The sequence below is a fragment of the Martinezella rhizogenes genome, assembly GCF_007002745.1.
Lineage (GTDB): Bacteria > Pseudomonadota > Alphaproteobacteria > Rhizobiales > Rhizobiaceae > Agrobacterium > Agrobacterium cucumeris.
On record NZ_SGNY01000001.1, the window covers coordinates 273,176 to 286,149 of the forward strand.

Here is a 12,974-nt window from a genome sequence, read left to right on the forward strand (position 1 = left end):
AAGTCTTTTCAGCCCAAGGACTTGGGCTGGCTGGATACCGGCTCAGGGCCGGTATGACGGAGAGAGGGCGGAATAAGGCTCTGCGCCTTACCGATGCTCCGCCGCGAAAATTCCAAGTTCCGCCTCGGCTTCCGGACCAAAGAGGCCGAGGTTTTTCAGAATTTCAACCGCGAAGCTCACCGGTGCGCTGCCGGCGGCCGTAATGACGCCGCCATCGCTGACCGCCTTCGCCTGGTCGCGATAAAGACCGTCGCCACGATAGGCCGGATAGGCCTTGTGCGAGGCGAGCGAATTACCGGTATGGGCGACATGGTTCAGGATACCCGTGCCCGCCAGCGCGCTTGCCGCCGCACAGATACCGGCAACAAGCCGGTCCTTTTCGCGAAAGCGCTGCACCAGCCCGCCAAGATCGGCGGCCGTGCCCTTTTCCCAGCTGAGACCGCCGGGAATGACGAGCGCATCGATGTTATCAGGATCAAGCGCGTCATAGGAGGTTTCGGGCGTTACATTCAGCCCGCCCATCGACGTTACCGGCCGCCCGTCCGGGGTGGCATGAACGATCTCGACGCCGAGATAGCTGCGTGCCGCCGCCGCAAGCAGCGCCGGTTCCCAGTCCGCAAAATCCTGCGCCAGCGCAATGGCGATCCGTGTCATGGCCGTCTCCGTTGGTTGTGATCAGGCGATGGACTGCATGTAGCGCATGCCGGTGACCGGGCGCGGCGCGAAATCCATGTTTTCGTAGAAACGATGTGCCGCCACATTGCCGGTCGTGGCGCTGACGGAAAGATAATCGCAGCCCAGCCGCTTGGCGATATCGCGGGCGCGGGAAACCAGATGCTGGCCGGTGCCGTGGCCGCGATGGCCGTCACGCACGAAGAGATGGTGCAGTTCAAGCCCGCGCCGGCCTTCCTGCGCCCTGTAGAGCGGCAGAAGCAGCGCGTAGCCGATCAGCGCGCCATCGGCTTCGGCGACAAGACCATGCACCCAGGGCAGGGGGCCGAACAGGTCGCGCTCAAGCTTGGCCGGCGTGATCGCCGCCGCATCGCCGTGGTAGGAGGCAAGCAGCGTGATCATCTCGTTAAGCTCGGGCAAATCCGTTTTGCGGGCGCCGCGAATGATGACGACGGGCGGTCTTTCCAGTGTAAGGGAGCTATCTTCGGTCATTTTTTCGGTCCTTTGGTCTTATCTGTGCCGTCAGGACGTTTGAAAACAACAAAGCCGCCTGACGGCGGCTTGTTGACAATATGATCTGTCGAGCCGCCCTTAAAGGTAGGCCCAAAAGTACGAGCAGGAGATGGGTGCGCGTTCGTTGATCATGTCATTGCAATGCGCCCGAATCCGTAATCTGTCAAGCGGCTTCAATTTGCAAATCGTGCGATTGCTGAAACAATCGCATCTTCCATCCCGGCATCACCGGTGGAATGCCCGGCTCCACCTATGGCAATCAGTTCGCTTCCCGGCCATGCGGCGGCAAGTTCGTAAGCGGTGACGGGTGGTCCCTGCAGGTCGCGCATGCCCTGGATGAGCATGCCGGGAATGCCTGCAAGCAGGCCGGCATTGCGCAGAAGCACGCCGTCTTCCAGCCAGGCCGCATGGTGGAAATAATGGGCGCAGAGACGCGCGCGGGTCAGGATATAATCACTGTCGCGCCATTTTTCCGGAAAGGCCGAGCTGGCCTCCGCACTGATCGAGCCCGCCTCCCACAAATGCCATTCAAGCGCCGCCATCCGGCGGATGGCGGGGTCAGGATCGTTCAAAAGCTGGAGATACGCGCCGACGGGATCTTCCTTCGGCAGATGATCCGGGATAGCCGCGATGAAACGCTGCCATTGTTGCGGCAGAAACATCGCCAGCCCCTTGTAAAGCCAGTCGATTTCCTTTTGCCGCGTGGTGGTGACGCCGGCCAGCACCATCGCGCGCACCCCCTCCGGGTGGCGCTGGGCATAGGCCAGCGCGAGTGTGGCGCCCCAGGAGCTGCCATAAATCAGCCAGTCATCCACCGAAAGCGCGCAGCGGATGGCCTCCATGTCGTCGATCAGGTGATGCGTGGTGTTGTGCGCCAGGCTCTCGCTAGCATTCGGCGTGCTTTTGCCGCAGCCGCGCTGGTCGAACTGGATGATGCGGTAGCGGGCGGGATCGAAATAGCGTCTGGCCGTCGCCGAAAGCCCTGAACCGGGGCCGCCATGCAGCAGGATCGCCGGCCGCCCCGCCGGGTTGCCGGCAATCGTCACATGCAGCCGGTGGCCTTCGGAAACCTCGAGGAAAACAGTCTCGAACGGGGTGATTTCGGGAAATATTTCGGCCATCCGGCATCCCTTCTTCAAGCAGGAGAGAGCGCATACAGGGCGCGGATGACAGTGGAATGTCAGCCCTGTTCCGGGTGGGTCCTAATGTTCGCCGCCGCACATGCCGTGATCGGAAAGCGCACGGATAACGTAACAATCCTCGATGGAATGGCCATCGCAATGGGCGACGATGCGTTCCAGCTCGTGTTCCAGTTTCCTGAGCTTGGCGATTTTTTCGCGCACATCGGCCAGATGTTCGGCGGCTATGCGATCCGCTCCCTCGCACGGCATCTGCCGGTGCTGGCTGAGCGCGATCAGCTCGCGGATGGCATCGATGTTCAGCCCGAGATCGCGGGCGTGGCGGATGAAGGCCAGCCTTTCGAGGTCGGATTTTTCATAACGGCGCTGGTTGCCATCGGAACGATCCGCCTCGCGGATGAGGCCCATCTGCTCGTAATAACGGATCGTCGGCACCTTGACGCCGGTGCGTTTAGACAATTCACCGATGGACAGCATGGCTTTCTCCATATCGCGGACTTGGCAGAGTGCTTCCGCCGCTCATCATCCGATGCTCTAGTCTCTAGAGATATGGTTTTTTTGCCTGCTGTTCAATGGGGTCAGGCCGCTTCGTTCACACCCAGCGCCTCAGCCAATGCCTTCAGAACTTCGTTCTCAATATTGGCTGCGGCTTCAGGCTGGGCGGCGGTCGCCATTTCAAAGGCCGGCTTGGCCGCGTCGGAGACGCCGCTGTCGAGATTCCACAATGCGGCGGCAAGACCGGCTGATACACTGGCGGCAGCCGGCGCGACCGCGGTGGCGACGCTCTCGGCGCTCGAGATGGCGCGGTGTGCGGCGCGGGTCAACTCCAGCAGGGCTTCGGTGGTGGAGTGGGTTTCCTTGTTTTTCGTCGGCTCAAGGGTCCGGACCGGAGATGCATAATAGCTGGTGGTGGTTGCTGCGATAGTCGTCATGACTGAGTCCCCAAGTTCTGATGGGGTATTTTTAGGGGCCGAAACATTCGCGAGGATTGCGTCGCGCAGGACTTGAACGAAAAATCGACGTAATATAGTATACCCCCCTATACTATATGAGGTGCTTATGTCCCATACGATCCGCAACAAGGACAAGCTGCTCGCCCGCATCCGCCGCCTGAAAGGGCAGATGGAAGCGGTGGAGCGGGCGCTTGATGATGCCAAGCCCTGCGGCGAGGTGCTGCAACTGCTGGCTTCGGTGCGCGGCGCGCTTTCCGGCCTGACGGGGGAGGTGATGCAGGAGCATCTGCACGAACATGTGGTGCACGCCGAAAATGAGGACGAGCGGGCGCGGGCAGCAGAAGAGCTGGCCCAGGTGCTGAAGACCTACATCCGCTAGCAGGCCCTCCAAACTGTCCGCGACTTTGGGAAAGGCCATGCGTGGAAAGACTAGCTTGAAGATCGAACAGGATTAGCGACATGACGACGACATCCGAATTCCCCGCCGCGACCGGCCACGACCATGTTTTTCTCGGCCAGAACCATGAGCGCAATGAAAAGCGCGTGTGGATGGTGATTGCGCTGACCACCGTGATGATGGTGGCAGAGATTGTCGCCGGCCACTGGTTCGGCTCCATGGCGCTGACAGCGGACGGATGGCACATGTCCACCCATGCGGGCGCGATGCTGATTTCGGCGCTCGCCTATCTTTATGCCCGGCGCGAGGCGCGCAACCCGCGCTTCACTTTCGGCACCGGCAAGTTCGGTGATCTCGCAGGCTTCGCCAGCGCCATCGTGCTGGCGGTGGTGGCGCTGCTGATTGCCGTCGAAAGCGCCATGCGTCTCGTCAATCCGGTTGAAATCGACTTCAACCAGGCGATCCTCGTCGCCGTCATCGGTCTTGCCGTCAATCTCGTCAGCGCTGTGCTTTTGAAGGATGACCATCATCATGATCACGGGCATGGGCACGGCTCGCATGCCCATCACGGCCATGGCAGCCACGCGCATCATGGAGACCATGGCGCGGCAAGGGGTGGCAGGGACAATAATCTGCGCGCCGCCTATCTGCATGTGCTGGCGGATGCGCTGACCTCGGTTCTCGCCATCGTCGCGCTGCTGCTCGGCAAATGGAACGGCTGGTCCTTTCTCGATCCGCTGATGGGCATTGTCGGCGGTCTGGTCATCGCCCGCTGGTCATGGGGTCTCGTGCGCTCGACGGCAACAACCCTGCTCGATGCCGTGCCGCAGACGGAAGATCTGCCGCAGGAAATTCGTGAAAGCGTCGAGACGGAAGAGGATCGCATCACCGACCTGCATGTCTGGCAGGTGGGGCCGGGGCATCACGCCGCTATTGTGGCGATCCAGTCGCAGGCACCGAAGGCGCCTGATTTCTACAAGCGGAAACTTGCGGCCATACATGAACTGTCGCATGTGACGGTGGAGGTCAGCCCGGCAAGGGCCTGAGAAGAATCGCCTATTCGTATTCGGAATAGGCGCTGCGCACCCACTCGGCCTGTGCTTCCGCCTTGTCCTCGGCGGAAGCCACTGCGGGCGTATCCTGATAGGCCGGCGCGCTGCCATTGCCCACGGCCCACAACACGTTGGCCAGCGAATGCGAAAGAATGGTGCTGGAAACGGTGGGGTTGCCGGGGCCGCGTTTGACGGCCTGCTCCTCCGGCGTGCTCTGCGCGCTGCCGGTTTTTTCGATCTCGCGGATACGTCCCTGATAATTGTATCCGCCGATATTGCTTTCGATCTGCATGTCGGTGATTCCGCGTTCAAAAGTTAACGAAGGGTTAACGGCGGCGACTTGTCTGAAACTTGCGCTTGTTGCGTTGCAGCGACTGTCCCGGCTTGACAGGCGGTGAAGTGGTGCTTCGTTTTTGCGGGAAGAGGCGGGAAGAGGCGGGAAGAGGCGGGAAGAGGCGAGTAAGGGGAAGTGATCCTTCATGATCGCGCAACGAAGACGAATAAGGTCACATCATGCCGACATTGTTACAGGCCTCGCCCCACCCTACGCGTCATCCTCGCCCTTGAGGCGAGGATCTATTTTCAAGCCCCATGGCGTCCAGCCGTGGATCCTCGCCTCAAGGACGAGGATGACGTGGCGGGTGGGGGAAGGGATGATGGATGAGCAGTGCTGGGTAAGGGGTGAACCCCGGAACTTATCGGACTACGCCGTTTCCTTCTCCACCGGCAAAACCGCTTCCCGCACCTTCGCAGGCTCCTCCACCATCTCGGTCTTCTGCAGCGCAGGCGTCATCACCTCAACCGTTGCCTCCGCCTCCTGCGGGGCGGGCGTCACCATGGCCGCCACCAGCGTATCGAGGCCGATCGAGCCGACAGCTTTGCCGTCCTCATCCACCACATGCGCCTGTGTCTCGTTGGCTTCCGACATATCGCGGGCAATGGTCTCCAGCGTCGCGCTTTCCGGCACGGACATGCCCTGCGGCTTGCTGTCCAGCGGCTCCATGACCGTGGTGGCCTGAAGCACGCGGCCGCGATTGACGTCGCGCACGAAGTCGGTGACGTAGCCATCGGCAGGGGAGAGAATGATGCTCTGGCCGTCGCCCTGCTGCACCACTTCGCCGTCCTTCAGAATGGCGATGTGGTCGCCGAGCCGCAAAGCCTCGTCCAGATCATGGGTGATGAACACCACGGTCTTCTTCAGCTCCTGTTGCAGATCGAGCAGCATGGTCTGCATATCGACGCGGATCAGCGGATCAAGCGCCGAATAGGCCTCGTCCATCAAGAGAATATCGGCGTCATTGGCAAGCGCCCGGGCAAGGCCCACACGCTGCTGCATGCCGCCTGAGAGCTGGTTCGGATAATAATCCTCGTAACCGGCGAGGCCGACCCGCTCCAGCCAGTAGCGGCCCTTTTCTTCGCTTTCCTTGCGCGGTACGCCCTGGATGTCGAGACCGTAGACGCTGTTTTCCAGAACGGTGCGATGCGGCAGCAGCCCGAATTTCTGGAACACCATTGCCGTCTTGAGACGGCGGAATTTCCTGAGCGCCGAGGTGCTCATGCCGCAGATATCCTCGCCGTCATAAAGAACCTCGCCGGCGGTCGGGTCGATCAGCCGGTTGATGTGGCGGATGAGCGTCGACTTGCCGGAGCCGGAAAGCCCCATGACGACGGTGATCTTGCCGCCCGGCATGGTGATGTTGATGTTGTTGAGGCCAAGCACGTGGTTGTGTTTGTCGTTCAGTTCGGCCTTGTCCATGCCGGACCGCACCGCTTCGAGATATTTCTCGGGATGCTTGCCGAAGATCTTGTAGAGGTTGCGGATTTCGATGCTTTTAGCCATGGGAGACCTCGCGGTATTTCTGCAGGCGCTTGCCAAAAGCCTGGCTCGCCCGGTCGAACATGATGGCGATGGCGACCAGAGCGAAACCGTTCAGGAAGCCCACCGTGAAGAACTGGTTGTTGATGGCCTGCAGCACGTTCTTGCCGAGCCCGCCGACACCGACCATGGAGGCGACGACGACCATGGCGAGCGCCATCATGATGGTCTGGTTTATGCCGGTCATGATGGTGGGCAGCGCCAGCGGCAGCTGCACGTTGAACAGCTTCTGGCCGTTGGACGAACCGAAGGCATCGGCCGCCTCCAGCACTTCGCGATCCACCAGGCGAATGCCGAGGCTGGTCAGGCGAATGACGGGCGGAATGGCATAGATCACCACTGCGATCAGGCCCGGAACCTTGCCGATGCCGAAAATCACCACCACGGGGATGAGATAAACGAAGCTGGGCAGGGTCTGCATCACGTCAAGCACGGGATTGATGAGGCGTTGCAGGCGTTCGGAACGACCCATCAGGATGCCGAGCGGCAGGCCGATGACGATGGCGATCAGGGTGGCGATGGCGACGATGGACAGCGTCGTCATGGCGTCCCGCCAGAGGCCGACCGCGCCGATCATCAGCAGGGAAATGGCGGTGCCGCCGGTGATCTTGAAGCTGCGCCCGGCCAGATGCACGATGGCGAGAATGACCAGCATGGTGATGATCCACGGCGTCTGGATGAACAGCCGCTCCGAGGAATTGAGGAAGAGTTGCAGCGGATGCACGATCACATCGATCGCATCGCCGTAATTGCGCACGATGTCGCGAAAACCATCGTCGATGGTCTTGCGTGCCACACGCATCGTGGAGTTGTCGATTGCCGGGAACTTGCAGAGCAGGTCCGGCAGGTAATTGCAGAGGGCCATTATTGTTGTTTTCCCTTTGGGTTTTTGGGATGGTGCGGCGGGCGACGGAGGCTGGGATACCCCCCTCTGTCCTGCCGGACATCTCCCCCCTCAAGGGGGGAGATCAGCAGGGCGCACCCTTTTCCAATTCTCAACGTTTGTGATGGGCGATACCCCGCCGCAGGTCGATCTCCCCCCTTGAGGGGGAGATGCCCGGCAGGGCAGAGGGGGGTAAGCGGCTTGCGCCGACTCCCCCATCAACCAATCACATCGAAGCCTTGATCTTCTCCGCCACCTCGGCCGGAACCCACTTCGTCCAGATTTCCTCATGGTTCTCGAGGAAATATTCCGCGCCATCCTCGTTGGTGCCCTGGTTCTCATCCATCCAGGCAAGGATTTCGGCGACCATCTTGTTGTCCCAGTTGCGGGCCTTGATGTAGTCAAGCGTCACCCCGGCCTTGCCTTCGAAATCCTTGGTGATGACGGTAAAGACATCGGCCACCGGATAGGCGTTGACCTTGGGATCGGCGCAATCGACCTTGGCGGTGCATTCGTCGAAATGGGCGCGGTCGAGTTCGACGCCGTCATCCAGCTTCACCATCTCGTATTTGCCGAGAATGGCGGTGGGCGACCAGTAATAGCCGAGCCAGCCCTGCTTCTTTTCGAATGCATTGGCGATGGAGCCATCAAGGCCGGCGGCGGAGCCGGTATCGACCAGCGTGAAGCCCTTCTTGTCGCCTTCGCGTGCCTTGTAGAGATTGGTGGTGGTCACCTGGCAGTTCCAGCCGGAGGGGCAATTGTGCACGGCGCCCTTGCTGGCGTCCTCCGGGGCGGGGAAGAGCTCGGGATGTTTCAGCGCATCCTCGACGGTCTTGATATCGGGATGTTCATCGGCGATGAATTTCGGGATCCACCAGCCTTCGATACCGCCTTCGGAAAGAATTTTCGATGCCTCGATCATGCGGCCGTCCTTGACGGCGGCGTCGAGCGGCTCGCGCACGGCGTTCACCCACAATTCGGGCGCCATGTCCGGCTGGCCCTTTTCGTTCATGGAGGCGAAGGTCGGCATGGTATCGCCGCTGACGACATTGACCGTGCAGTCATAGCCGTTTTCCATGATGAACTTGTCGACGTAAGCCGCGACACCAGCGGATGCCCAGTTCATTTCGGCGATGGAGATGCTGCCGCATTCTTCGGCGGCATTGGCGGAATTTGCTGCACCGGCAGCGATGATAAAGCCCGTTACGAGAATGGTCGAGGCGAGGAGTTTCTTCATGTGTAAGACCCCCAAGTCTGATGCAGTGTTTTCAATTGGCAAAGCGGGAGCACTGCAAAGCCCGGATTGCCAAGGGCGAACTGACATGGCGCATGGAAAGGCCGAAAAAAACCGGCGTCAAGAATATCCGCAAGACGTGCTGCAGGATTGCCGCGAGAAACGCGGCGGAAAGGCGCATGAATATGTCAACGACCGGCATAATACGGCCAAAAAGTGATATTGCAACGCGAAATGGCGCATCGCAGCCATGCGTTCGATTTTCGGAACATTTTTTCAGGTGGCGTAATACATGAAATGTATTTGAGATTTACTAAAGTCTATTATAATTCTTAGTAATACGAAATAAAAATTCACGTAATCGCAAAGTGAAGTTAAAGGAAAAGAAAACGGTGCATTTTTGTGGAAAAAATATTCAGAAAGAGGTTTTTTGAAGGTATTTTCATACTGTTTTGGCTCGGGCGGCGGCTCCGTCGCCGCCCGTTTCGCAATCAAGGCCTCACACGGCGTCCTTGCCGGCCACCTTCAGCGCGAAGGCATATTCGAAGGCGATTTCTTCCAGCCGCTGGAAACGACCGGACTTGCCGCCATGGCCGGCCGCCATGTTGGTCTTGAGCAGGATCGGCGCTTCCCCCGTCGTCTTTTCGCGCAGCTTCGCCACCCATTTGGTCGGCTCCCAATAGGTCACACGCGGGTCGGTGAGGCCGGAAAGCGCCAGCAGCGGCGGATAGGGTTTTTCGCTGACATTGTCATAGGGACTATAGGCAGCGATCCAGCCATATTCCTCTGCCGATTCCAGCGGATTGCCCCATTCCGGCCATTCCGGCGGGGTCAGCGGCAGGGTGTCGTCCAGCATGGTGGTCAGCACGTCCACGAAGGGAACGGCGGCGATGATGCCGGCGAATTTTTCCGGCGCCATATTGGCAACGGCCCCCATCAGCATGCCGCCGGCTGAGCCGCCTTCGGCGATGATGCCCTCATACGAGGTGAAACCTTCCTGAACCAGATGATCGGCAGCGGCGATGAAGTCCTTGAAGGTGTTCTGCTTGTCTTCCATCTTGCCGGTTTCGTACCATTCGAAACCCTTGTCCTTGCCGCCGCGAATATGGGCGATGGCATAGATGAAACCACGGTCGGCGAGTGACAGTGTGGTGGTGGAGAAGGAGGCGGGAATGGTGATGCCGTAAGCGCCGTATCCATAGAGCAGGCAGGGGGCGGAACCGTCAAGCGCCACATCCTTGCGATAGAGCAGGGATACCGGCACCAGCTCGCCATCATGGGCAGGAGCCATGATGCGGCGCGTGATGTAATCATCCGGATTGTGGCCGGAGGGCACTTCCTGCGTCTTCAGCAGCGTGCGCTCGCGCGTCACCATGTCGTAATCGAACAGCTGGCTCGGCGTCGTCATCGAGGAATAGGAGAAGCGGATGACGTCGGTGTCATATTCCGCCGCGCCGTGCAGGCCAAGCGAATAGGCTTCCTCGGCAAAGGCGATGGAATGTTCCTCGCCCGTGCGACGATCGCGGATGACGATGCGCGGCAGGCCGTCGCGGCGCTCAAGCCAGATCAGGTGACGGGCATAAGCATCGACGGAAAGAATGAGACGGCCCGGCTCATGCGGGACGATCTCTTTCCAGTTCTCTTTGCCCGGTGCTGTGACCGGCGCTTCCACGATGCGGAAATCCTTGGCATCGCCGTCATTGGTGAGGATGAAGAAGACATCGCCGCCTTCGCACATCGAATATTCGATGCCTTCCTCGCGCTCCGCCACCACGGCAGGTTCGGCGGTCAGGTCGCTGGTGGAGAGAAGGCGATATTCGCTGGTCTCATGGTCGTGAATGTCGATGAAGATGAAATCGTCGAGAACCGACGCGCCGACGCCCATGAAGAAACCGGGATCCTTTTCCTCATAGACCAGCCGGTCTGCCGATTGCGGCTGGCCGATAATATGGTGGAAGACCTTGGAGGGGCGGTGGTTTTCGTCCTGCAGCGTATAAAAGAAGCTCTTGCCATCAGGCGCCCAGGCCCCGCCGCCACCGGTGTTTTCCACGACGTCGGCAAGGTCCTCGCCGGTTTCGAGGTTGCGGATGCGCAGCGTGAAATATTCCGAGCCCTTGTCGTCGTAACCCCAGATGCCGTGACTGTGGTCGGAGGACTGGTCGAGGCCGGCAAGCCGGAAATAATCCTTGCCCTCGGCCTCCTTGTCACCATCAAGCAGCACGTGTTTTTCGCCGCCGCCGCGCGGGGTGCGGAAATAATGTGGCTGCTCGCCGCCGGTCACGAACAATGTCCCGTAAGCATAAGGCCCGTCATTGACGGGCACGGAGGAATCATCCTGCTTGATGCGGCCCTTCATTTCCGTGAACAGCTTTTCCTGAAGTGCCTTTGTGTCACCCATAGCGGCTTCCATATAGGCGTTTTCCGCCTCCAGATGGGCGCGGATGGCCGGGTCGAGCAGGGTGGGGTCCTTGAACATGGCCTGCCAGTTATCGGCCCGGAACCATGCGTAATCGTCGGTGCGGGTAATGCCGTGATGCGTGTCCTGAACGGGCCGTTTTTCGGCGGTCGGGGCGGCGGGCAGGTTCTTGAAAATCGGCAAGGGAAACTCGCTTTCCTGTAAAAATCCATGGGCGATACCAGGGTGTGGCACCAAGATGTAGAGTGACCCTACCGGCCGATCAAGTTTCAAATCTCCACAGGCGTTATGCGGCTTGGGCACAATTTGGTCAGCTTTCGATCACATTTTGGCAATATCCGGCAAATCAGCGATGATGGATGCAGGCCACCCGGCCTGCCGCCCACCACAAGAACAAACGAAAAAACTGACAGGATCCCATGCGAAAGCTTCTTCCCGCTGCCCTTTCTGCCTTTTTCCTTGGCTTGCAGGCCTTTACTCCCGCTTTCGCGATCGACGCCAGCGTCATGCGGCAGCTGAATGCGCTTGCCCCGGAAGAGCGCCTGGAGCAGCGTTGCGATATCGAGGCGATGGAGAGGATAGCGACGGAACAGAAGGGCATGCGGCCGGACAAGGTCATCGCTTATACCTTCGGTGATCCGGAAGTTGGCAAAAACTCCATCAAGGCGCCGGGCGCGGTCTTTAGAAGTTCCGGCGAATGGTACAAGCTCAAATACAAGTGCCAGCTGAAGAGCGACAGCCTCAGCATCCAGTCCTTCGATTACCGCGTTGGCGACCGGATTCCCGAGGAGCAGTGGAAGAAGTTGTATCTTTATGACTAAGCAAGGATTTTTTCGGTTGCGGGCAGGGGTTTAGCCGCCGCTTTTCTTGCCGCTCCGCCACCGGCTCTGTAACCCTGCTTGCCGATCAAAGCGAGGGAGACGGGCATGGCGACACGATTCAAGGGACTTTCGGCTTTTCCGATCACGCCGGCCGATGAGGCCGGGCGGGTGGACACGCAGGCCTTCTCCGCCCTGATCGAGCGGCTGGATGTGGCGGCGGTCGATTCCGTCGGCATTCTCGGCAGCACCGGCATCTATATGTATCTCACACGGGAAGAGAGACGCCGCGCCATCGAGGCGGCAGCCGCCATCCTCAAGGGCAGGCGCATATTGATGGCCGGCGTCGGCGCATTGCGCACCGATGAGGCCGTGGCGCTGGCCAGGGATGCGGAAGCCGCCGGCGCCGATGCCCTGTTGCTGGCACCCGTCTCCTACACGCCGCTGACGCAGGAAGAGGCCTATCACCATTTCGCCGCCGTGGCGGGCGCGACGGCCCTGCCGCTTGCCATCTACAACAACCCGACGACGACGCGCTTTACGTTCAGCGACGAGCTTCTGGTGCGGCTTGCCTATATCCCCAATATCCGTGCCATCAAGATGCCGCTGTCGGCCGATTCCGATTATGCCGGTGAGCTCGCGCGGCTGAGACCGAAGCTGTCGGATGATTTCGCCATTGGTTACAGCGGTGACTGGGGCTGCGCCGAGGCGACACTGGCCGGCGGCGACACCTGGTACAGCGTGGTTGCCGGCCTGCTGCCGGTTCCAGCCCTGCAATTGATGCGGGCGGCTCAGGCCAAGAATGCGGAAGAGGCAAAGAGGATCGATGCGGCCTTCCAGCCGCTCTGGGCGCTGTTCAAGGAATTCGGCAGCATCCGCGTGGTTTACGCCGCCGCCAACATCCTGCAACTGACGGCGTGCGAACCGCCCCGGCCAATCCTGCCGCTCACCAGCGCGGAACGCCAGCGGGTGGAAGAGGCGCTGGACGTCCTGTCCGCGCTGGAAACCGCGCCATAATTCG

The 12,974-nt window shown here is 60.2% G+C and carries 15 protein-coding genes; 5 read left to right on the plus strand and 10 right to left on the minus strand.

The window, feature by feature from the left end; translation table 11 throughout:
- Positions 1 to 87: 87 nt before the first annotated feature.
- From EXN68_RS01345 to EXN68_RS01365, 5 genes are all read right to left on the minus strand, one after another.
- Entirely contained in the window at positions 88 to 654 is a 567-nt protein-coding gene (locus EXN68_RS01345; RefSeq protein ID WP_142839339.1) for a type 1 glutamine amidotransferase family protein, read from the minus strand.
- Positions 655 to 675: 21 nt separating this feature from the next.
- Positions 676 to 1,164, minus strand: coding sequence for a GNAT family N-acetyltransferase (locus EXN68_RS01350; RefSeq protein ID WP_003509304.1), 489 nt, complete (start codon positions 1,162 to 1,164; stop codon positions 676 to 678).
- 194 nt (positions 1,165 to 1,358) lie between these two features.
- Positions 1,359 to 2,306, minus strand: a complete 948-nt coding sequence (gene pip / locus EXN68_RS01355; protein ID WP_142839340.1) for a prolyl aminopeptidase — start codon at positions 2,304 to 2,306, stop codon at positions 1,359 to 1,361.
- An 81-nt stretch (positions 2,307 to 2,387) separates the two neighbouring features.
- Positions 2,388 to 2,801 (minus strand): MerR family transcriptional regulator, encoded by a 414-nt coding sequence (locus tag EXN68_RS01360; RefSeq protein WP_046798602.1) that lies wholly within the window; start codon positions 2,799 to 2,801, stop codon positions 2,388 to 2,390.
- Between the two features lie 101 nt (positions 2,802 to 2,902).
- Positions 2,903 to 3,256: a hypothetical protein gene (locus EXN68_RS01365; RefSeq protein WP_142839341.1), complete on the minus strand. Its 354-nt coding sequence runs from the start codon at positions 3,254 to 3,256 to the stop codon at positions 2,903 to 2,905.
- A 127-nt stretch (positions 3,257 to 3,383) separates the two neighbouring features.
- On the opposite strand from EXN68_RS01365, the gene dmeR reads away from it, so the two are divergent.
- Positions 3,384 to 3,656: a Ni(II)/Co(II)-sensing transcriptional repressor DmeR gene (dmeR, locus tag EXN68_RS01370; RefSeq protein WP_006312183.1), complete on the plus strand. Its 273-nt coding sequence runs from the start codon at positions 3,384 to 3,386 to the stop codon at positions 3,654 to 3,656.
- An 80-nt stretch (positions 3,657 to 3,736) separates the two neighbouring features.
- A complete protein-coding gene (gene dmeF / locus EXN68_RS01375) occupies positions 3,737 to 4,720 on the plus strand; it encodes a CDF family Co(II)/Ni(II) efflux transporter DmeF (protein ID WP_142839342.1) in 984 nt (327 codons plus the stop codon).
- 10 nt (positions 4,721 to 4,730) lie between these two features.
- Here dmeF and EXN68_RS01380 read toward each other — a convergent pair whose 3' ends face one another.
- From EXN68_RS01380 to EXN68_RS01395, 4 genes are all read right to left on the minus strand, one after another.
- Positions 4,731 to 5,018, minus strand: a complete 288-nt coding sequence (locus tag EXN68_RS01380; RefSeq protein WP_046798605.1) for a hypothetical protein — start codon at positions 5,016 to 5,018, stop codon at positions 4,731 to 4,733.
- A gap of 411 nt (positions 5,019 to 5,429) precedes the next feature.
- Positions 5,430 to 6,566, minus strand: a complete 1,137-nt coding sequence (locus EXN68_RS01385) for a quaternary amine ABC transporter ATP-binding protein (protein WP_142839343.1) — start codon at positions 6,564 to 6,566, stop codon at positions 5,430 to 5,432.
- Positions 6,559 to 7,467 carry an ABC transporter permease gene (locus EXN68_RS01390; RefSeq protein WP_137037281.1) on the minus strand — a complete coding sequence of 303 codons (909 nt, stop codon included), beginning with the start codon at positions 7,465 to 7,467 and terminating at the stop codon, positions 6,559 to 6,561. The genes EXN68_RS01385 and EXN68_RS01390 overlap by 8 nt, the downstream gene beginning before the upstream one ends.
- A 244-nt stretch (positions 7,468 to 7,711) precedes the next feature.
- Positions 7,712 to 8,722, minus strand: a complete 1,011-nt coding sequence (locus EXN68_RS01395) for an ABC transporter substrate-binding protein (RefSeq protein WP_080817415.1) — start codon at positions 8,720 to 8,722, stop codon at positions 7,712 to 7,714.
- Between EXN68_RS01395 and EXN68_RS27540 the strand changes: the two genes are divergently transcribed.
- A complete protein-coding gene (locus tag EXN68_RS27540) occupies positions 8,721 to 8,939 on the plus strand; it encodes a hypothetical protein (protein ID WP_174022212.1) in 219 nt (72 codons plus the stop codon). The genes EXN68_RS01395 and EXN68_RS27540 overlap by 2 nt on opposite strands.
- A 279-nt stretch (positions 8,940 to 9,218) precedes the next feature.
- Here the strand turns inward: EXN68_RS27540 and EXN68_RS01405 are convergent, their stop codons facing one another.
- Positions 9,219 to 11,318, minus strand: a complete 2,100-nt coding sequence (locus EXN68_RS01405; protein ID WP_142839345.1) for a S9 family peptidase — start codon at positions 11,316 to 11,318, stop codon at positions 9,219 to 9,221.
- A gap of 236 nt (positions 11,319 to 11,554) precedes the next feature.
- Here EXN68_RS01405 and EXN68_RS01410 point away from each other — a divergent pair, with 236 nt between their 5' ends.
- Together EXN68_RS01410 and EXN68_RS01415 are read left to right on the plus strand one after the other, a co-directional pair.
- Positions 11,555 to 11,956: a DUF930 domain-containing protein gene (locus EXN68_RS01410; RefSeq protein WP_003494410.1), complete on the plus strand. Its 402-nt coding sequence runs from the start codon at positions 11,555 to 11,557 to the stop codon at positions 11,954 to 11,956.
- A 105-nt stretch (positions 11,957 to 12,061) separates the two neighbouring features.
- Positions 12,062 to 12,970 (plus strand): dihydrodipicolinate synthase family protein, encoded by a 909-nt coding sequence (locus tag EXN68_RS01415; protein ID WP_142839346.1) that lies wholly within the window; start codon positions 12,062 to 12,064, stop codon positions 12,968 to 12,970.
- The last annotated feature ends 4 nt before the right edge of the window (positions 12,971 to 12,974 follow it).

Coding starts and splice junctions, on each gene's coding strand:
- EXN68_RS01410 (WP_003494410.1), top strand. CDS start 11,555: ATGCGAAAGCTTCTTCCCGCTGCCCTTTCTGCCTTTTTCCTTGGCTTG.
- EXN68_RS01345 (WP_142839339.1), bottom strand. CDS start 654: ATGACACGGATCGCCATTGCGCTGGCGCAGGATTTTGCGGACTGGGAA.
- EXN68_RS01385 (WP_142839343.1), bottom strand. CDS start 6,566: ATGGCTAAAAGCATCGAAATCCGCAACCTCTACAAGATCTTCGGCAAG.
- EXN68_RS01390 (WP_137037281.1), bottom strand. CDS start 7,467: ATGGCCCTCTGCAATTACCTGCCGGACCTGCTCTGCAAGTTCCCGGCA.
- dmeR (WP_006312183.1), top strand. CDS start 3,384: ATGTCCCATACGATCCGCAACAAGGACAAGCTGCTCGCCCGCATCCGC.
- dmeF (WP_142839342.1), top strand. CDS start 3,737: ATGACGACGACATCCGAATTCCCCGCCGCGACCGGCCACGACCATGTT.
- EXN68_RS01360 (WP_046798602.1), bottom strand. CDS start 2,801: ATGCTGTCCATCGGTGAATTGTCTAAACGCACCGGCGTCAAGGTGCCG.
- pip (WP_142839340.1), bottom strand. CDS start 2,306: ATGGCCGAAATATTTCCCGAAATCACCCCGTTCGAGACTGTTTTCCTC.
- EXN68_RS01365 (WP_142839341.1), bottom strand. CDS start 3,256: ATGACGACTATCGCAGCAACCACCACCAGCTATTATGCATCTCCGGTC.
- EXN68_RS01350 (WP_003509304.1), bottom strand. CDS start 1,164: ATGACCGAAGATAGCTCCCTTACACTGGAAAGACCGCCCGTCGTCATC.
- EXN68_RS01380 (WP_046798605.1), bottom strand. CDS start 5,018: ATGCAGATCGAAAGCAATATCGGCGGATACAATTATCAGGGACGTATC.
- EXN68_RS01395 (WP_080817415.1), bottom strand. CDS start 8,722: ATGAAGAAACTCCTCGCCTCGACCATTCTCGTAACGGGCTTTATCATC.
- EXN68_RS01415 (WP_142839346.1), top strand. CDS start 12,062: ATGGCGACACGATTCAAGGGACTTTCGGCTTTTCCGATCACGCCGGCC.
- EXN68_RS27540 (WP_174022212.1), top strand. CDS start 8,721: ATGTGTAAGACCCCCAAGTCTGATGCAGTGTTTTCAATTGGCAAAGCG.